Source organism: Haloarcula pelagica (genome assembly GCF_030127105.1).
Classification (GTDB): Archaea; Halobacteriota; Halobacteria; order Halobacteriales; family Haloarculaceae; genus Haloarcula; species Haloarcula pelagica.
In genome coordinates this window covers 78,973-96,827 of the sequence record NZ_CP126161.1, presented here as the reverse complement: position 1 = coordinate 96,827, position 17,855 = coordinate 78,973, and the positions used below count along the sequence as shown (strand labels likewise).

Below are 17,855 nucleotides of genomic sequence, written 5' to 3'. Positions count from 1 at the left end.
GTGACATATAGGTTGGGCAGCGACACCGCGGGCGGACCACCGGAAGCCCCGTGCCGTCGCGTAGTTTTATGTGAGTCGCCCTGTCAGACTGTGGTAATGCCTGTCTCGGCCGTACCGGTGCTGATCGCCGCTGCCCGCTCTCGACACCGATGAACCGAGCGATCGTCGAGGGATCGGCACTCGCCGTTCTCGCGCTCACTGTCGCAGTCGTCTGGTTTCGCGCCCGCCACGCCGCCCGTCCGGAGAGTGACGGCGGCTACACGACCCGCGAGGAGATCGAGTTCGAGATCGGGCGCCTCCAGTCGGAAGTGTACCGGTGGCTGACGACGACGAACCACCGTGACATCGGCCTGCTGTATATCGCCTTCGGGACCATCGCCGGCCTGTGGGGCGGCGTCGACGCGATGATGCTCCGGACCGAGTTGCTGACTCCCCCAGCTGACATCTGGACGCCGGAGACCTACAACGCGCTCTTTACGACCCACGGCCTGACGATGCTCATCTTCTTCGTCCTGCCGGTCTTCTTCGGCGTCGGGAACTACGTCCTCCCCCTGCTCATCGGCGCCGACGACATGGCCTTCCCCCGGGTCAACGCCATCGGCTTCTGGCTGTTGCCGCCCGCCCTCCTGCTCGCGCGGATGGGGCTGCTCGTCCAAGTCGGCGGACAGGTCCTGAGCCTCTTTCTCCCCGACGAGAGCATCCAGTTCTTCCTCACGATCCGCGAGGTCAGCATCGGCTGGACGCTGTACGCGCCGCTGTCGGTCCAGCAACCGAACCCACAGATCGACCTGCTGTTGCTCGGGCTCCATCTCAGCGGCATCGCCACGACCGTCGGCGCGATCAACTTCATCGTCACCGTCGTCTACGAACGGGGCGACGATGTCACCTGGGCGAACCTGGACATCTTCTCCTGGAACATGCTGGTCACAAGCGGCATCGCGCTGTTTGCCTTCCCGCTTTTGGGCAGCGCGCTAGTGATGCTCCTGCTCGACCGGAACCTGGCGACGACCTTCTTCGCGACGGAGGGCGGGGGCGCGATCCTCTGGCAACACCTGTTCTGGTTCTGGGGCCACCCCGAGGTGTACATCCTCTTCCTGCCGGCCACCGGGCTGATGAGCACGATCCTCCCGAAGTTCGTCGGGCGCAAACTGTTTGGCTACCAGTTCATCGTCTACTCGACGCTGGGGCTGGCGGTCCTCTCTTTCGGCGTCTGGGCCCACCACATGTTCACCACGAGTGTCGACCCCCGCGTGAAGGCGTCGTTCATGGCCATCTCCATCGCCATCGCCGTCCCGAGCGCGATCAAGGTGTTCAACTGGATCACGACGATGTGGGACGGCGACATACAGCTCTCGGCGCCCTTTATTCTCTGTGCCGGTAGCATCGGGACGTTCATCGTCGGGGGCGTCACCGGCGTCTTCCTCGCGGTCATCCCCATCGACATCCTCTATCACGGCACCTACTACGTCGTCGGCCACTTCCACCTCATCGTCGTCGGTATCATCCCCTTCATGATGATCGCGGCGAGCTACTACTGGTACCCGCTGATCACCGGCCGCTGGTACGACACGCGGCTCGCGAAGTTCCAGTCCGTCCTGCTCATCTTCGGATCGGTGGTCACGTTCATGACGCTGCTGATCATCGGCGGCGTGGGCCTGCCGCGCCGGCAGGCGATCTACCCGCCGGAGTACCAGCTCGCCCAGCAGATCGCGACCGTCGGGGCCTACGTCATCGGCCTGAGCGCGCTGCTGTGGCTGTACAACATGCTCGTCTCGTACTGGCGCGGCGCCGTCGTCCAGACGACCGATCCCTGGAAACTGAAAGCGACCAACCAGTTCACGAAGGAGTGGCAGTGGTTCGAGGAGCGGATGGTCGAGAAGTACGATCTGGAGCCGGCGACGCCCGACTCGACCCGTCGCTCGTACGCACCGGAACTGGAACCGATGGGGCTGCTGGGCGGCGTCGGCAGCGTCGCGGAGAACGTCTATCGCAACGCGTCCGCCGCGGCGGCCGGCGGATTCGTCGGGACGGTCCTGATGGCGGGCGGGCTCGGAACCGCGATCGTCGTCGACGTGCTCGACCCGGTGTCGTTCGGCGAGATCGCCGAGCCAGTCGGGTTACCGGCCGATCCGCTGTTCGGCGCTGCGCTGTTCCTCGTCGGTGGGACCGTCACCTGGCCGCTCCTGTTCCTGGCGTTCCAGGAGTACCTCCCCGGACGATACCTCTTCGAGACGGGGACGGTGTTCGCGACGCTGATCTCGACAGGGTTCGCGATCGCCTTCTACACCGGCCAGCAGGGGCTGGTGCTGCTTGGCTATCTCGGGTTCGTCCTGGTCGCCCACTGGGCCTACGGGCTCGGTCTCGCGGTCACCTTCCAGTTCCTGCAGTCACGCCGGCGCAAACGACGCCGGGCGGAGGAGTGATCGATGAGCGAGTCGGCCGACGACGGGTCGGTGCTTTTCACCTACGTCGCCCCGTTCCTGGGCGTGTTGCTGGTCGCCGTCGGGATCGGCGGGGCCGTCCCGGGCGGCTACGCGATCGCACAGGAGCAGATCGGCGGCTGCGGCGAGCCGTCGATCGCCGTCGAGGGACCCGAAGAGACGAGCCAGCGCTTCGCCACGAGCCAGCCACAGCTCGCTCGCTTCCAGTTCGCGGAGCTCTCTCCGGCCGAACGGGCGGCGTTTCGGGAGGGGCTGGCCGACGCCCGCGGTGAGGCACACGTCGAGGGGTCGTTCCCGAACGGGCCGGCGTTCCGGAACGGGAGCCTCGTCACCTACGAAGGTGAACGACACTACGTCACTGTCGTCTCCGAGAACCCCTGTTTCCAGGCCGCACCCTTGCAGTTCCCGCTCGGACTGTTCGCGATCGGACTGGGCGTCGTCGGTATCCTGACGCCGCCGCTGTACCGGAAACTCGTCGCGCTCGAACGGTCGGTCGAGGCCTGATCTCAGAGCGCGGCGCCGACGTAAACAAGGAGGACGAGGAAGATCCAGACGGCGTCGACGAAGTGCCAGTACAGAGAGACGGTCCCCACCGCGGTGTCACGCTCGGCCGAGTAGTGGCCCCGAAGCGCCCGTCCGAACGTGATCCCGAGCAACACCACGCCCAGCGCGACGTGGAGGCCGTGCAGCCCGGTCAGCCCGAAGAAGGCGCTGGCGAAGACGCCGCTGGTCAGGGTGAACCCCTCGCCGACGACGAACTCGTAGTACTCGACCACCTGGCCGCCCAGGAAGACGATCCCGAGCCCGAGCGTGACGCCCAACAGCCCGAGGAACCGGCGGCGATCGCCCCGTTCCAGCGCGTGATGGGCGTAGTGGATCGTGACGCTACTGGCGAGCAGGAGGGCGGTGTTGATGACGACCAGCGACCCGAGCAGTTCCGGAAGATGCTCGGGGGGCCACGCGCCGACGCGGATGAACGCGTAGTAGACGAACCCCGCCGAGAACGTCGCCACGTCGGAGACCAGAAACATGACCATCCCGCCGGTGTAGATTCCCCCCTCGGTGCCTCGTTCGGTCCGGTAATCCGCGATGAACGCCTCGTTGGCCCAGCCGGCGAGCCCGGCCACGAGGCCGACCGCACCGACGGCAGCGAGGACGGTCGGGAGTATCGTCGGCAGCAAGTCCCGGCCGACGAAGAAGAACCCGGCACCGAAGTAGAGGGCGGCCGCCCCGACGGCGGCGACGAGCGGCCACCGACTCCGATGCTCGTGCTCGCCGTGCTCGTCGCCGCTCTCAGCGTGCTCGGCCGCTACGTCCGTCGACCCGGCCATACTCCGAGCATACGGTCGGCGGGGCATAAACCCACACGCCAGCGGCGGCCGTGCCGGCCGATCAGTCGCTCTCGACGCGGCCGCTCGTGGGACTACCATCGACCGAAGCGTCCGCGGGTTCGTAGTCGATTGTGTCGTCGCTGTCTACGATCCTCGCCCCGCCGACGAACAGCGTCGCGCGCCCCGTGCCCAGGTCGACTTCGATGTCGGCACCGCGACCGGCACTGACCGTCGCACCATCGAGGGAGATATCGCCGTCGGACCGCAACACGATGTCCCGGTTGGTGTCTATCGTCGCCCCGGTGGCGATCAGTCGGCCGGACCCGCCCTCGCCCGCCGTGAGTTCGATGTTCCCGCCACGCGCGAGTACCGTCGTCCCGGCGATGTCGACTGTCCGCTCGGCGGTCAGTTTCACGTCGCCACCCCTGGTGTCGATCTCGGCTCGGATGACCATGCTCCGGGTTCTCAGCTCGCCGCCGCGGAGGTTCAAGCTGCCCACGTCGGCCGGGACGACGAGGTTCACGCGGTCGTCGTCGAGGCCGCTCTCCAACTGGGATCGCGTATAGGTCGTCTCCCCGCTGTCGTACCGGCCGTTCTCGTTCTCGTCGTCGTAGGCCAGCGCGCCCGGCGGGTCGGTACTGCCGGCCGTGACGACGACCGTGTACGACTCGACAGGCCCCCAGTTCCCGTTGGCGTCCCGAGCGCGAACAGAGAGGTTGTGCGTCCCCGTGTCCCAGCCGGTCGTGTCGACTGGGGCGGTGACGGTTTCGTCGACGCTGTCGTACTCCCCGTCGGCCGGCGCAAACGCGAACCCGCTGCCGGGGCCGCCGCCGGGCGTGGCCCTGTCGGACCACCACTCGACCGCGTAGATGTCGACCCCGCCGCGCTGGAAGTCCGTGGCCGTCGCCGTCAGGTTCGTGGTCTCACCCCGTGGGATCGACTGCCCACTGGCGGTCGTGGCCGACGTGTCGATGCCGGTCACGAGCGGCCCTTCGCCGTCCACACTCCCGGTGGTCGTCGCGCCGCCGGCCACGTCGACACGGACCGTCGCGGTCTCAAGCGCCCCGGGACTCGTCCCCAAAGTCCCGTCGATCCGTGCCGTTCCCGGCGTCGACGCGGTGTAGCGGAAGGTGGCGTGTCCCTGCCGGTCCGTCACCGGATCGACCGGCGAGACGCTCCCGTTGGTTCCGACGGTCGCGTTCACCCGGACACCGCTGACAGGGTTGTTGAACCGGTCCCTGACCTCGAAGACGACCCGCTGTGAGCGGCCACTCGACAGGGTCGCCAGCCCGCTCTCGTCGGCAGTGATGTAGTGAGCCGGGGCCTGAGTCGACTGCTCGCCGATGTCGACTCTCGCCATCCGCAGATCGTACGTCTGGTTGCGTTCGAGTGTGATCGTGACCGTATCGTACGGCGACCCCGATGTGACCGTGACGTTGTCGTGGACGTGGCCCCCGTTCCGGACGAACTCGTCGCGAAGGAGTTCGTTCCACGCCTCTCTGTCGAGTCGAGTCGGCAGTCGGAGCCGGACCGGTCCGTCGCCCTCGACACTGGTCACCTGCTCGGGCGCGCTGACCGGCGTCAGTTCGATGTCCGTTGCGGTCGTCGCGCTCCGCGACAGCGAGCCGTTCAGCATCACGAGCGTGATTCGCCGTCCGGCGACCACTCGTTCCGATGTCAGCGGACGAGCCCGCTCCCCGTAGCGGTCGTAGAGGACACTGTTCTCCAGCACCGTCGTCGGCGCGTTGTCGTACTCGTTGTACTGCGGCCGGTAGACGAGGTGGCGCGTCTCGAACCGCTGTGTCCCACCGGCCCAGTAGTCGCCCGTCTCGCCGCTGGCCGTGAGGTTCTCCAGTTCGACGGCTCCCGGGGTCGTCGTGTTGAGCCGACCCGCCGGATCGGCGGGGTTGAGCAGGAAGGGGCGTCTCGGGTACCGGAGCCGAGCGTGACCGACTCGGAGGTCACCCGCCCGGTCGCGGCCGCCGTGGTCACGTCGTCGCGCAACAGTTCGAGTTCGCTGCGGACCTGCTGGCTGTGAGCGAACTCCTCACCCTGGTTCCAGGCGGGAACGGCGCTCACCTGGAGGACGCTCATCAGGAGGATCAACAGGCCGAACATCAGGACGAATCCGATGACGGCCGACTGGCCGCGACCGTCGTCGCACAGCGAGTGCCCGTTCACGTCAGACCACCCCGAACGCGACGACCGTCACGATCATCAGTCCGAGACTGTACTTGAGACCCGCCAGGACTCGCCCGCTCGATAGCTTTCCGGCCACGAGCCCGATAAACAGAGCCTGCACCAGCGACGAGTGGATGAAGGCGAGTTTGAACCCTGCCGTGTCGATCGACTGGAGACTCACCGGCAGTTCCGCGTCCGTAGTCGCCTGCTGGCCCACCGCGACCGCCTGCTCGAAGTAGAACTCGTTGATCAACAGGAGGATGGCCAGATAGACGAAAAAGGAGACGAGCGCGGCGACGACGTACGAGGATAGCTCCCGGGTCCGCGCCCGTTCGAGTTCGCGCTGCATCCGAGCGTCCTCGGCGGCGACCGACAGTGTCTCGTCGAGGTTCCCGCTGGCTTCGTCGGCCTCGACGATGAGCCGTAGCGTCCGCGTGACGATCCTGGTCCGGGACCGGCGAGCGAGACGTAACAGCGCCCCACGGAGGTCGTCGAACCACTCCGTCTCATCGTTCACCCGGCGCATCTCCGCCGAGAGGGCCGTGTCGGCCCGCTCGCTCGCCAGACGGAGTGCCTCCGAGGGCCGCAACCCCATCCGGTTGGCACTGGCCCACGACGAGAGGACGTTCGGGAACCGGCGCCGGATCGTATCGAGGCGTCGCTGCCGGAGTTCCTGGAACGCTGCCAGCGGGACGAGCGCGACGAACAGCGGCACGACGATCAGCAGAACCGTCGTTCGCAGCGGCGTGTCGAATAGCGCCGACAGGCCGACCGAGGCGAGGTCACCGGCGACGAGGGCACCGACCACCGCGGCGGCGAGCGGGACCGACAACGTGAGGACGTGAGGCGGCCGGTCGAGGAACAGCCGCCACGGATGGGTGAGCGTGTCGAGCAACTGCGCCCGACGTTTCCGCTTCGCGTAGGCCTTCGCGGCCTGGTCGTCCGGAACGGTCGGCGGCTCCAGGATCGGCTCGGTGGCCGCGAGCGTGCGCTGCCGGAACGGCGCGCCCAACTGGTCGAGGACGAGGATCGCCAGCGTCGACCCCAGCGGGATACCGACGTAGACGATGGCGTTTACCTCCCGCAGCGTCGACGTACCGGTGATTCCGATGACCATCAGCAGGATGAGGACGAACAGCGGGCCGGCGATCAACAGTGTGACGTACACCTCCGCGAACAGTTCGACCCGTTCCAGATACTCCGCCTGCACCGAGCGCGCGTCCTGTATAGCGTCCTCGCGCTGATCCGCGAGGAACGAGTCGACCGATCCCCCGGACTCGACGATACTCAGCAAGTCGCTGAAGAAGTCACTGAGCAGGGGCGACGGCGTCACCTCGCTGGCCTCCCGGAGCGCCTGGAGGAAGTCCCTGCCGAGGTAGTCCATCTGGTTCGTCACGAGCGCGGCCTCCCGGGCGACCTCGCCGTAGGTCTCCTCGTCCTCGGCGAGTCGGCGGAGGATCTCGACGATGTCAGCCCGCCCCGGGAGAGCGCGTACATGTAGGTCACGCCGGAGGGGTAGACGAGCGCGAGCCGCCGCGCCCTGGCCGTCGCTCGCTGACTGGGCAGGTAGTACCGGACGTACCAGGTCCCGACGGCAAGCAGCGTCCCCGACACCACCGGAAGGACGAGACTGACCACGAGCGTCCGGTTGTCGCTGACGAACCGCCCCAGTGCTCCGGTCCCCGAGACCCCGGACAGCGTCGACAGCACGCCGGTCGTGGCCGCCCACCAGCTGATCGCCAGCCCGATCCCGGCCCCGAGAACACCCGTGATGATCGCCAGAACCGCCGACCTGGCGAGATACGCCTCGACGGTCACCGGCATCCGAGCCGCGTTGAGCTGCTCCCGGAGCCCGAGGTGCCGGTCCGTCCGCGTCGCGAAAAAGCGCCTGAGCGGCTCGTAGAGCCAGGCCGTCTTTCGGACGAGCCACCGCTGGGTCTCGGACTGTTCCGTGGTCGCCATCGTCAGATCAGTTGCTCCAGGCGGCCCCGGTCCAGCAGTTCGATCACGTCCTCGGGGTTCCGGTCGTACTCCCAGACGATCGCCTGGAAGGACTCGTAGTCGGCGATGTCCCGCTCGACCATGTATCGCAGCAGTCGCTCCCGTCGCGAGAGTTCCAACTGGAGGCGCTGTTCGTCCCAGCCGTTCCGGTACATGATCTCCCGGAGCTTCTTGGACCGCTGTGCCCCCTCGAAGCCGTCGGTCGCGGGGTTCCACTCGTAGATGTCACGGACGCCCGTCGACCCCTCGTCGCCCCGTTCGAGTTCCGAGATGCCGACGTTGCGCCGCACACGGCGGTCCCCGACGAACAGTTGCTGCTGGATCGCCGCGATATCCAGCTCCCGCACCATCTGTTCGGGGACCGACAGCGGTGGGTTCTGCAAGCGTGAGAGGACAGTCTCCGTCGAATCGGCGTGCATGGTGGTGTAGGCGGCGTGGCCGGTCGCCATCGCCTGGAAGAAAGCGAGCGCCACCTGTCGTTCGGTCCGGATCTCGCCGACAAGCAGGTACTCCGGGCGCTGGCGCAAGGCGGCCTGGAGCAGTTTGTACATCCCGATGTCGCCGCTACCGGAGGCCTGGCCCTCCCGGGTGACGCTCTGGATCCAGTTCTCGTGGGGGAGCGTGATCTCGCGGGTGTCCTCGATCGAGATGACCTTGTTCTTCTCGGGGATGAACATCGAGATGGCGTTCAGCGAGGTCGTCTTCCCGGAGGCCGTCCCGCCGGCGAACAAAAGCGAGAGGTTGTTCTGGATCGCCATCCAGAAGTACGTCATCGTCTCGACCGAGAAGGTCCCGAACTGGATCAGATCGATCGGCGTCAGCGGCACGTCCGAGAACTGCCGGATCGTGAAGTTCGACCCCCGGGAGCTGACCTCCGTCCCCAGGGTCAACTGGATGCGCGAGCCGTTGGGGAGGCTGGCGTCGACCATCGGGTCGGCCACGGAGATGTGTTTGTCCGACCGCTGGGCCAGTCGGACCACGAGCGAGTTCAGCCGGTCGGCCGAGAACGAGACGTTCGTCCGCATATCGCGGTACTCCCGGTGGTAGACGTACACCGGCACGTCCGTCCCGTCACACGAGATGTCTTCGAGGTTCCGGTCGGCCAGCAGGGGGGTGATCCGGTCGTAGCCCAGCAGGTCCCGCTCGATGTAGTACCGGATCTTGTGCAGTGAGCCGGGTTTTGCCTCCCGTGCGTACCGGCTCAACAGCGTATCCAGCTCCCCCGTCAGCCGTTCCTTCCGGTCGCTCTCGTCGGGGCGGACGTGCATCAACACGTCACGGAGGTCGACCATGATATCCTCGCGAACGTACCGCTCGAACTCCGAGAGCGTCGGTTCGACGACGTGATACCCGATGTCGCCGCCGTCGTCGAGGATCGCGACGTAGGCGAAGGGTTCGTCCACCCAGTACCGGTCGATCTCCTCGACCCCTTCACGATAGTCGAAATCGAAGAACTCCGATTCCAGGAACGAGAGCGACGGGGCGGGGGCGAAATCGCCGTCGTACGCCTCGAAGTAGGCCGTCAGGTCCTCGACGACCGTGCGTTGCGGGTCTGGCGGCGGCTCCGTGACCGGATCGAACTGCTCGACCGCCTCGTCAGGCTGGTCACGGCCCGCGTCCGGCGAGTCGTCGTCCGGCGGGAGTACGTCGGCCTCGTCGTCGATGCGGGTGGCCCAATCGGCGGTGTCCGACGGGTTTCGGTCGGGCTCCGGACCGTCCATTGAGTATCTCATGTGAATCCCGGCAGTAAAAACCACTTGTGTACCAGGTCCGTTCGGCGTCGATACACCCCGGGCGTGGTGCGGCCCGCTCTCACCCGCTAGCCCACTCGACCATCCGTCCGTACACCGCGTCGGTGGCGAGCGCGTCCCGGTCGCCGACCAGCACGAGGGCTTTCTTCGCCCGGGTGAGCGCGACGTTGATGCGGCGGTAGTCCTCGAACAGCGGCCCCTCCAGACTGCCCGTCGCGACGAAGGAGACGACGATGACCTCTTTGCTGGAGCCCTGGAACCGGTCGACGGTGTCGACAGCCACCTCCGGGAGCCGCCGGTTCAGTTCCGCGACCTGTGCGCGGAAGGGGCGATGACCCCGATATCGCCGGCGTCGACGCCGGCCTCGCGGTAGGCCCGGACCACGTCGGCGACGGCGTCTGCCTCCGTTGGGTTCGTGTTCCCGGTGCGAGCGCCGTCGGGGTCGACGAACGAGACGCGGTCGCGGAGGTTCGCGGGGAGTGTCTCGGTCGACACGCCGTCGAGGTCGTCGATCCGCTGGGCCGCCACCGCACCGCTTGCGGGTCGTAACGCCCCGTCATAGAACTCCCGAGAGGCAAAGGCCTGGATGTGCTGTGCCATCCGGTACTGCTTGTCGAGCATGACGCCGGCCTCGGGGTGGGCGTCGATGAGGCGCTCGAACAGCGACCGCGTGAGCGTCTCGTCCTCGGACTGGACGACCGGCGGGAGCTGCTGGTGGTCGCCCACGAGGACGAACCGATCGCCGAGCGTCGTCGCCGCCAGCGTGCCGGGCTCGGTCAACTGGCCGGCCTCGTCGACGACGACGGTGTCGAACGACTGGCTCGCTATCGCCGTCGAGCCACAGGTCGCCGTCGTCGCGGCGACGACCTGTGCGGTCTGGAGTTCGCTTGCACACTCCCCGGGATCGCCCGACTGTTCGAGCCGATATTTCTGCATGTCCTCGCGGACGCCGCTCTCGGTGCCGACGCGGACGATGTCGGTGTAGCCCTGCTCCTCCAGCGCTTCGATCGCGTTGTCGACGGCACGGTTCGTAAACGCCGACAGCAGGACTCGGTCACCGCGGTCGATCAGCGCCCGGACCATCCGGGCGAGCGTGTAGGTCTTGCCGGTTCCGGGCGGGCCGTGGACGAGCGCGAAGTCCTCGGCGCCGAGGGCGCGGCTGACGGCGGCGTCCTGCGCCGCGTTGTTGTCGATGAACGTCTCCGCTGGCTCGTCGAACTCGGGGGCGCGACGGCCGAAGAGCACGTCCTTCTGTTCGGGCGACTGGGTCAACAGGGCGTCGTGGAGCGCGTTCTGGAGCCGGTCGGTCGTCAGTTCCGACGGGTAGACATCCAGCCGGCGCACAGAGAGGGGTTCGTCGGCGGTGACGACGATCTCGCGGCCGCCGTCGACGCCATCGGTGTCGTCACCGCCGATGCGCTCGACGCGGGCCAGTTCCGCGTCACCAGTGATCGGGTGGCCGTCGCTGGCGAGCACGAGGTCGCCCTCGCGGATCTTCGAGACGGCGCCGGTCCCGCGGGCGCGCAGTTCCCAGCGCCCGCCGTCGAGTTCGCGCCGACCCAGCGGTTCCAGGTCGACCAGCGCCCGGTCGTCGTCGGCCCGTTCCTCGGGCGTCTGCTCCCAGAGTTTGGCGTACTCGCGGTGGACAGCCCGGCGTTCGGCCTCGATGGCCTCGTAGAACCGTTCGAAGTACTCCCGTTCCTCCTCCGGGATCGCCACGCCCACCTGGCCCGCCTTCGATTCCTGGTCGAGGCGGCCGGAGACGGCCATACAGGTGTCCTGTTCGAAACAGTACTCGCACTTCGCGTTGCCCTCGTAGCCCGTCGGGACGCCGGCGTCGTGTTCCATCGCCGCGATCTCGTTGCGGGTGCGGACCACGTACTGGAGCAGTCCGGTGCCGATCGAGAACTCTTTCGCCGGCGAGAGGTCGCCGCTCTCTTCGTTCCGGTCGACGGCGGCGTTTTTCGTGTACAGCAGGGTCCCGGTATCGGGCGCGGCCGCCAGCGGGCTGGTCGCACCGCCGTCGGCCATCACGTCGCTCGCGGCAAGCGTACTGGCGGCCCGCTCGCCCAGCATCAGGGCGTAGGCGGTCGCCTGGATCTTGTCCTGGAAGCGCGGCTCCCGCTTGGTGTTCTTGCCGGTCTTCAACTCGACGGGCATCCCCCGACGGACGGCGTCGGCCCGCCCTTTCATCCCGTAGCGTTCGGAGATGAGCGTCATCTCCGAGCGCCACTCGTCGCGTTCGGTCAGGGTGCCCTGGTTCAGCCACCCCTCGATGGCCGCCGCGTGGTCGCGCACGTCGCCGGCGACTTCCGCGGCCTCGCGACCCAGCAGGCCGATATCGAGTCCGGCCGCTTCGACCTGCTCCTCGATCGCCGCCTCCAGGTCCCGGCCGCGGAGCAGGTCGCCGAACACCTCGTGGACGACGGTCCCCTTGACGAGCGGGTAGGCCAGTTCGGCCCCGTCGAGTTTCCGCAGGTAGTACATCCGGGGGCACTGGACCCACGCCCGGATGTCGGTCACGTCGACCAGGAAGTCGGGTTCGACGACGACGCTGGCGTCGCCGCCGACCGAGTACTGTGTCTCGCCCTGGTACTGGCGCTCGTCGGCGTCGTAGACCGCGAGCTCCATCCCGGCGTCGAGATACTCGGCGGTCTCGGTCCACTTGCCCCACAGGGTCACCGTGGTCGGCTCGCCGGCTCCCTGTTCCGGGCGAACGGTCACCTCACAGAGATCGCTCTCGCCGTACTGAGTGCTGACGGTTTTCGGCTCGGCCACCTCGACGACGACGCCGCGAAGTTGCACGAGTCGTGTCACGGGGAGCCACGGAAAAACGCTGTCGGTGGGGATCAGCGGCCGCCGTCCGCGACGGCCGTCGGGCGATCCTCGACGGTCGGCGTCGCGTCGTCCGCTGCTCGAACGTCGACAGCAGCGCCATCAGGTCGTCGGTCCGGCCGGCGACACCCTCGATGTCGTTGCTGACCTCGGTGATCGTCGCGGTCTGTTCCTCGGTCGCCGCGGCGGCGCTCTCGGCCTCCTGGCTGGTCCGGTCGCTGACCTCGCCGACCTCCTCGACCATCGTGACGACCTCCTGGGTCGTCTCGGCCTGCTCGGCGGTCGCGTCGGAGATCTCCTGCATGGCTTCGTCGACCTCGCCCACCACGTCGACGATGTCCTCGAAGTCCCGCAGGGCCGATTCGATCGTGCTCGTCGAGTCGGTCACCTGGTCGTGCATCTCCCGAACGTCGCCGGCAGTGTGCTGGGCGGCGTCCTGGACCTCCTCGATGAGCCCGGAGATGTCGTCGGCGGAGTCGCGGGTCTCCTCGGCCAGGGCTTTGACCTCGTCGGCGACGACGGCGAAGCCGGCGCCCGACTCGTCGGCGCGGGCGGCCTCGATCGAGGCGTTCAGCGCGAGCATGTTCGTCTCCTCGGCGACTTCGGAGATGACCCCGATGATGTCGTCGACCTCCGCGACGTGGTCGACCAGTCCCTCGACGGACTCGGCGATGTGGTCGATCCGCTCCTCCAGGCGATCGAGTTCCTCGATGGCGTCGGCGACCTCGTCGCGGCCCTGCTGGCCGCGTTCGGCAGCGGTCCGGGCGGTACTGGCCGCGTCGTCCGCGGTCGCGGCGATCTCCTCGACGGTGGCCGAGAGGGTGTTCATCTCGCTCGCCACATCGTCGTGGAGGTCGGTCTGCGTGCTCGCGCCCGACGAGATCTCCTGTACCGACCGGGCGATCTCGTCGCTCGCCCGGTCGACCTCGGCCATGCTCTCGCTGACTCGGCTGCTGGCCTCCGAGACCGACCCGGCGAAGGTCGTGACCTCTCCGAGCGTCTCGGAGAGCGTCCCGACGAGTTCGTTGTAGTTCCGGACGACCGCGTCGACGGCCTCGTCGTCGTTCCCCTCGACATCGAGGTCGATCGTCGCCGTGAGGTCGCCGTCTTTGGCCTGCTCGGCGGCCGCGCCGAAAGCCTCGACGAGTTCCTGGAGCCGCTCGGAACGGGTCTCCAGTTGTGCGGTCATCTCCTGGAGTTCGGTCGTGTAGGCTTCGAGGTTGTCGGCCATCCGGTCCAGCGACTCACCGAAGGTCCCGGGCACCTCCGTCTCCAGGATCTCGTCGTCGAACGCCTGGCGCGAGAGGGCGTCGGCCTGCCGGGAGACGACATCGAGGTGGCCCTGCATCGCACCGAACGAGTCGACGAGGCTGCCGACCTCGTCGTCCTGGTCGTGTTCGGGAACCGCCACGTCAACCTCGCCGCTGGCGATCCGGTCCGCACGGTCGGCCAGCGTCGTGATCGGGTCGACCAGGTCCTCGCGGGTGATGAAGACCGTGTTGGTGAAGGCGACGGCGGCCCCCGCGAGCAACACCCCCACGAGGACGACTTGGAGGAGGCCGTCGACCGCCAGCGCGACGACGGCCGTCCCGACGGAGACACCGAACTGGATCGCCACAGCCGCCAGTACTTTCCGTTCGATCGAGTCGGCGACACCGACGAGATCGAGCGACCGTCGTATCTGTCGTTTGTACCACGCGATCGGGCTGTCGATCATGTTACGTGTATCTCCCCCGGAGACGGTCTTTAACGTTCTCCGCGCTTCTCAAATTCTGATAATATGAGCGGAAAGCCACCGGAGCGCGGCGCTCCGGACTGGATCGACGGGATTCGGGAACGCAGCAATTGAAACGACACCGCGTTCGAGGGGTCAGTCTCCGTTCTCGCCGTGGGCGTACGCCCGCAGGGTCTCCAGGGGAACGTCCTCCAGCACCGCCTCGCTCGTCGCGTCGAGGACGACCGGGGGCGCGTGGCCCGCCTCCTCGGCCTCGGTCCATCGCGGGACACAGACACACCAGCGGTCGCCCGGGTCCAGTCCCGGAAAGTTCAGCTCCGGTCTGGGCGTGACCAGGTCGTTGCCCTGTGCCTTGCTGTACTGGAGGAACGACTCGGTCATCACCGCACAGATCTCGTGTCGCCCCGGGTCGCGCTGGAGGGGGTAGCAGTAGCCGTCCCGCATGAACCCCGTCAGGGGGTCCATCGAGCAGTCGTCGAGGTCGCCCCCGAGCACGTTCGCCTCACTCTCCATACCGGCGGTGGCGGCGCCGGCCTGGAAAAGGGTTCGGTGCCGGCGCGTCAGCTTCTCTCACGGACCGATGCCTTCATTCGGTGCCGGACCGAACATCGAATCGACAATGCGCGTTCGTGACTGGCAGGATATCCTCGACGACGTTACGGAGAGCAGTGCCGACCCGGGCGGCTGGCGAGCCGTCGGGGGCGACCGCGCGAACGGAATCGGCGAGGACATCTACTTCGGCCACCCCGATGCGGGCGTCTACCAGATGAAGACCTACGCGAAGAACCCCTTCGAGGTCCAGGGGGTCGGTTCGCAGGTCGCCCGGCGGATCGACGACGACATCGATCCGCTCTTTCCCGAGGAGGGGAGCGGCCTGTTCGGCGTCCAGCAGGGTGTCGACGACGAAGACGAGGCCGAGGAGAAAGCACAGAAGCTAGAGACGGTCCTCGAAACGCACGCCGACGCCCCGACGACACCGAAAGCGATGCTCGAAGACATCATGGACGCCGTCGACTCGCCCGCCTACGGCCCGATGGAGTTCGAACAGCACGACCGCCCCGAACGGATGGACGACCTCACCGACACCTTCGAGGAGGCCGAAGAGCTTCTCGACAAGGAGTTCGAGGACGTTATCGACGAGGATGTCGAGCGGGGGTTCTACTGATGGGTGCTGGGGTGGGTGAGCGCTGATGGTCGGCCCCTCCATCTCCGACGACGACCGGAAGGTCTTCGTCAAACGGCTGAAGATCGGGTTCGCGCTGCTTGTCGGCCTGTCGATGGGGCTGGTGACGCTGTACAGCGGTGCCCCGCTCTCGCTCGTGGCCGGTGCGACCGTCGGCGCCACCGCGGTGGGTGGCGTCCTCGCCTGGTTCACGATCCCCGACAGCATCGGCGGCATCGCTTACGAGGAACGGAACGATCCGGTCCAGCGCGGTCGGACGCCGGGCGAGGCGCTGCGCGAGCAACAGCGCACCGAGGACGAGCACCCGCGCGCAGCCGACGGTAACGGCCAGTCACCGGGCCGAAATCGGAAGTAGTCAGTTCTCCAGCGCGAGCGTCGTCTCCCGGTCCCAGGTTCGTTCGTCCACCACGACGACTTCCTCGCCGCTGAACACGTAGAGGTAGTCCTCGACGTATCGAGTGCGCGTGACGGTCCCATCGGTCCGAACCGTCGCCGTCTCGGACAGCGAGCCGTCGGTGTAGTTCACGACAATGGCGTCCTCACCGGTCGGGAGGACGAAGACGCCGTGTTTGCGGTCGATAGTGAAGGCGTGGTGGCTCCGTGAGATCGCCGACCAGTGGCGGGTGTGTCGGACCCGCTGATCGTCGATCGACGGGTCCGACGGGTCGGAGACATCGAACAGGACGGTCTTGACCGCCCCGTCTTCCTTCCCGATCCCGAGGACGTGGTCGTCGTCGATCGGGTGGAGGTACGACGAGAAGCCGGGGAGTTTCAGTTCGCCGGTCACCTCGGGTTCGTCCGGGTCCGAGAGGTCGACGACGTGGAAGGGGTCGATCCGGCGGAACGTGACGACGTAGGCCGTCTCGTCGACGTACCGGACGGAGTAGACGCGCTCGGTGACGCCCATGTCGGTCACCGCACCGCGTTCGTCCAGGGTTCGGCTGTCGAGGACGTAGAGGTCGTTCGCGCTGTCGGCGCTCCCGACCGCGGGGATCGTCGTCGTGATCCGCAGCGTCCCCTCGTGATGGTCCATCGAGAACTGGTTCAGCGGTCTGCCCGGGACCGTACCGGTCGCTTCGACGGAGAGGGCCGTCCCGTCGACCGCGAGACGGACGATCCCGGTCGTGGTCGCGTTGCGCTGTCTGGCGGCACGGTAGTCGGCGAACTCCCGGGTAAACGCCTCGCGGAGTCGCTTACGTTCCTCCGTGGGCAGCGTCGCGAGCCACTGCTCGAACACTCGGTCGATCTCCCGGTTCGTCGCCCGGGCGGAGATATCGTAGGACTGGATCTCCGCGATCCGCTCCTCGACGTGCGCGGGCGTCTCGTCGAACTCGGTCCGGAGGAACGCGCCCAGTTGCCGGGCGTGGCTCGTCGAATCGGTGTACGTCACGTACAGCGCGTCCGGGGACATGTGGACGACCGTGTTCCGGCTGGTCCCGACGAAGGTGACCGAGTCCTCGACCGTCCCGCCAGCGGCGTCGATCGACAGCGCCGTGTAGGTCGCGTCGACCGGGATCTGTGTACCGGGCCGGTAGACATCACCACAGGGGATCGTGTGGTCGCCACCGAGAGGGGTGATCGGACACGGCGTGTCGAGGCTCACGCCGGACCGCGTGACGAGATAGACGGTGCCGTTCTGCATCCGGGCGGTCACGGCGGTGTGGTTCAGCGGGTGCTCCCAGGCCTGCTCGGGGGATTCGGGGTCGCTCACGTCGTAGCCGGTGATCGTGCGGTGGCCGACGACGACCAGCGTGTCGCCGGTCTGGAGGAGTTTCCCGGAGTCGTCGATCTCGCCGATGGCCGACGGCGCCGCCGGCTCGGTCACGTCGACGACGTGCGTGTCGTGGTCGGACGCCGCCGGCGGCGACACGTCCGCCGGGCGACCGCGGGGCCGGAAGACGGGGACGTGTCCCCGTGGCCGGGACGGTGCGTAGTAGAAGTTCCGGCCGTCGGTCTTGAGCCGGTCCGGTTCGTCGATGCCGGCGATCTGGACGTTCGTCGTGCCGACGCGCGACGGTGCCTCGGCCGTGGTCGTGCTCCCGCCGCCGTCACCGGCTGCGAAGTTCGCCGCCTGGGGGTGTCTGTGGTCAGTTCGAGTGTGTTGTCGAACACCAGTCGTGAGCGGGGCTGGCGCTGTTCGGTCCGGAGCAGTCCCTGGCTGACGTAGCCGTCGAACGCGGCCTCGGAACCGAACTGGGCGACGGCACCGGTCGCGCCAGTTTCGGAACCGTCGGCAGGTGTCGGGGCTGCTGGCCCGGTCGCGTTCTGACTGGACGGGGCGTCGCCTCCCGGGGGTACCACGGCGAAGCCGGTGCCGGCCGCGACGAGCGACACGACGAGCAGCGCGACGAACAGGGCGGCGGTGTACTGCGTTCGCATACCGGTCGTTCACCGGAC

13 protein-coding genes and 1 pseudogene are annotated in these 17,855 nt (G+C 67.6%); 4 read left to right on the top strand and 10 right to left on the bottom strand.

The genetic code is table 11. The features are described from left to right. The first annotated feature begins 149 nt into the window (after positions 1–149). Both P1L40_RS00540 and P1L40_RS00535 read left to right on the top strand, forming a co-directional pair. Positions 150–2,423 carry a DUF6789 family protein gene (locus P1L40_RS00540; protein ID WP_284009325.1) on the top strand — a complete coding sequence of 758 codons (2,274 nt, stop codon included), beginning with the start codon at positions 150–152 and terminating at the stop codon, positions 2,421–2,423. Between the two features lie 3 nt (positions 2,424–2,426). After that, on the top strand, positions 2,427–2,945 hold the full coding sequence (locus P1L40_RS00535; RefSeq protein WP_284009324.1) for a DUF7979 domain-containing protein: 519 nt from the start codon (positions 2,427–2,429) through the stop codon (positions 2,943–2,945). 2 nt (positions 2,946–2,947) lie between these two features. Here P1L40_RS00535 and P1L40_RS00530 read toward each other — a convergent pair whose 3' ends face one another. The 9 genes and pseudogenes from P1L40_RS00530 to P1L40_RS00495 form a co-directional block, all read right to left on the bottom strand. Continuing rightward, positions 2,948–3,772, bottom strand: coding sequence for a cytochrome c oxidase subunit 3 (locus P1L40_RS00530; protein WP_284009321.1), 825 nt, complete (start codon positions 3,770–3,772; stop codon positions 2,948–2,950). A 61-nt stretch (positions 3,773–3,833) separates the two neighbouring features. Further along, a complete protein-coding gene (locus tag P1L40_RS00525; RefSeq protein ID WP_284009320.1) occupies positions 3,834–5,504 on the bottom strand; it encodes an Ig-like domain-containing protein in 1,671 nt (556 codons plus the stop codon). Next, positions 5,450–5,866, bottom strand: coding sequence for a hypothetical protein (locus P1L40_RS23465; RefSeq protein WP_419181203.1), 417 nt, complete (start codon positions 5,864–5,866; stop codon positions 5,450–5,452). The genes P1L40_RS00525 and P1L40_RS23465 overlap by 55 nt, the downstream gene beginning before the upstream one ends. Before the next feature lie 88 nt (positions 5,867–5,954). Further along, on the bottom strand, positions 5,955–7,412 hold the full coding sequence (locus tag P1L40_RS00520; protein ID WP_284011093.1) for a type II secretion system F family protein: 1,458 nt from the start codon (positions 7,410–7,412) through the stop codon (positions 5,955–5,957). Further along, positions 7,346–7,915 carry a hypothetical protein gene (locus P1L40_RS00515; protein ID WP_284009319.1) on the bottom strand — a complete coding sequence of 190 codons (570 nt, stop codon included), beginning with the start codon at positions 7,913–7,915 and terminating at the stop codon, positions 7,346–7,348. Before P1L40_RS00515 ends, P1L40_RS00520 begins: the two co-directional genes overlap by 67 nt. Positions 7,916–7,917: 2 nt before the next feature. Next, a complete protein-coding gene (locus P1L40_RS00510; protein WP_284009317.1) occupies positions 7,918–9,675 on the bottom strand; it encodes a type II/IV secretion system ATPase subunit in 1,758 nt (585 codons plus the stop codon). Positions 9,676–9,766: 91 nt separating this feature from the next. Next, a pseudogene (locus P1L40_RS00505) lies at positions 9,767–12,510 on the bottom strand (AAA domain-containing protein). After that, on the bottom strand, positions 12,431–14,257 hold the full coding sequence (locus P1L40_RS00500) for a methyl-accepting chemotaxis protein (protein ID WP_284009316.1): 1,827 nt from the start codon (positions 14,255–14,257) through the stop codon (positions 12,431–12,433). The pseudogene P1L40_RS00505 and the gene P1L40_RS00500 overlap by 80 nt, the downstream one beginning before the upstream one ends. A gap of 153 nt (positions 14,258–14,410) precedes the next feature. Next, positions 14,411–14,788 carry a DUF2237 family protein gene (locus P1L40_RS00495; protein WP_284009243.1) on the bottom strand — a complete coding sequence of 126 codons (378 nt, stop codon included), beginning with the start codon at positions 14,786–14,788 and terminating at the stop codon, positions 14,411–14,413. Between the two features lie 106 nt (positions 14,789–14,894). On the opposite strand from P1L40_RS00495, the gene P1L40_RS00490 reads away from it, so the two are divergent. Beyond that, entirely contained in the window at positions 14,895–15,440 is a 546-nt protein-coding gene (locus P1L40_RS00490; RefSeq protein ID WP_284009241.1) for a hypothetical protein, read from the top strand. 25 nt (positions 15,441–15,465) lie between these two features. Further along, positions 15,466–15,813, top strand: a complete 348-nt coding sequence (locus P1L40_RS00485) for a hypothetical protein (RefSeq protein ID WP_284009315.1) — start codon at positions 15,466–15,468, stop codon at positions 15,811–15,813. Here the strand turns inward: P1L40_RS00485 and P1L40_RS00480 are convergent, their stop codons facing one another. Then, positions 15,814–17,850 carry a beta-propeller domain-containing protein gene (locus tag P1L40_RS00480; protein ID WP_284009313.1) on the bottom strand — a complete coding sequence of 679 codons (2,037 nt, stop codon included), beginning with the start codon at positions 17,848–17,850 and terminating at the stop codon, positions 15,814–15,816. Between the last annotated feature and the right edge of the window lie 5 nt (positions 17,851–17,855).

Excerpts from the sequence above, each read along its gene's own strand:
- P1L40_RS00485 (WP_284009315.1), top strand. The coding sequence starts at position 15,466 with ATGGTCGGCCCCTCCATCTCCGACGACGACCGGAAGGTCTTCGTCAAA.
- P1L40_RS00500 (WP_284009316.1), bottom strand. The coding sequence starts at position 14,257 with ATGATCGACAGCCCGATCGCGTGGTACAAACGACAGATACGACGGTCG.
- P1L40_RS00530 (WP_284009321.1), bottom strand. The coding sequence starts at position 3,772 with ATGGCCGGGTCGACGGACGTAGCGGCCGAGCACGCTGAGAGCGGCGAC.
- P1L40_RS00510 (WP_284009317.1), bottom strand. The coding sequence starts at position 9,675 with ATGGACGGTCCGGAGCCCGACCGAAACCCGTCGGACACCGCCGATTGG.
- P1L40_RS23465 (WP_419181203.1), bottom strand. The coding sequence starts at position 5,866 with ATGAGCGTCCTCCAGGTGAGCGCCGTTCCCGCCTGGAACCAGGGTGAG.
- P1L40_RS00535 (WP_284009324.1), top strand. The coding sequence starts at position 2,427 with ATGAGCGAGTCGGCCGACGACGGGTCGGTGCTTTTCACCTACGTCGCC.
- P1L40_RS00515 (WP_284009319.1), bottom strand. The coding sequence starts at position 7,915 with ATGGCGACCACGGAACAGTCCGAGACCCAGCGGTGGCTCGTCCGAAAG.
- P1L40_RS00495 (WP_284009243.1), bottom strand. The coding sequence starts at position 14,788 with ATGGAGAGTGAGGCGAACGTGCTCGGGGGCGACCTCGACGACTGCTCG.
- P1L40_RS00490 (WP_284009241.1), top strand. The coding sequence starts at position 14,895 with ATGCGCGTTCGTGACTGGCAGGATATCCTCGACGACGTTACGGAGAGC.
- P1L40_RS00540 (WP_284009325.1), top strand. The coding sequence starts at position 150 with ATGAACCGAGCGATCGTCGAGGGATCGGCACTCGCCGTTCTCGCGCTC.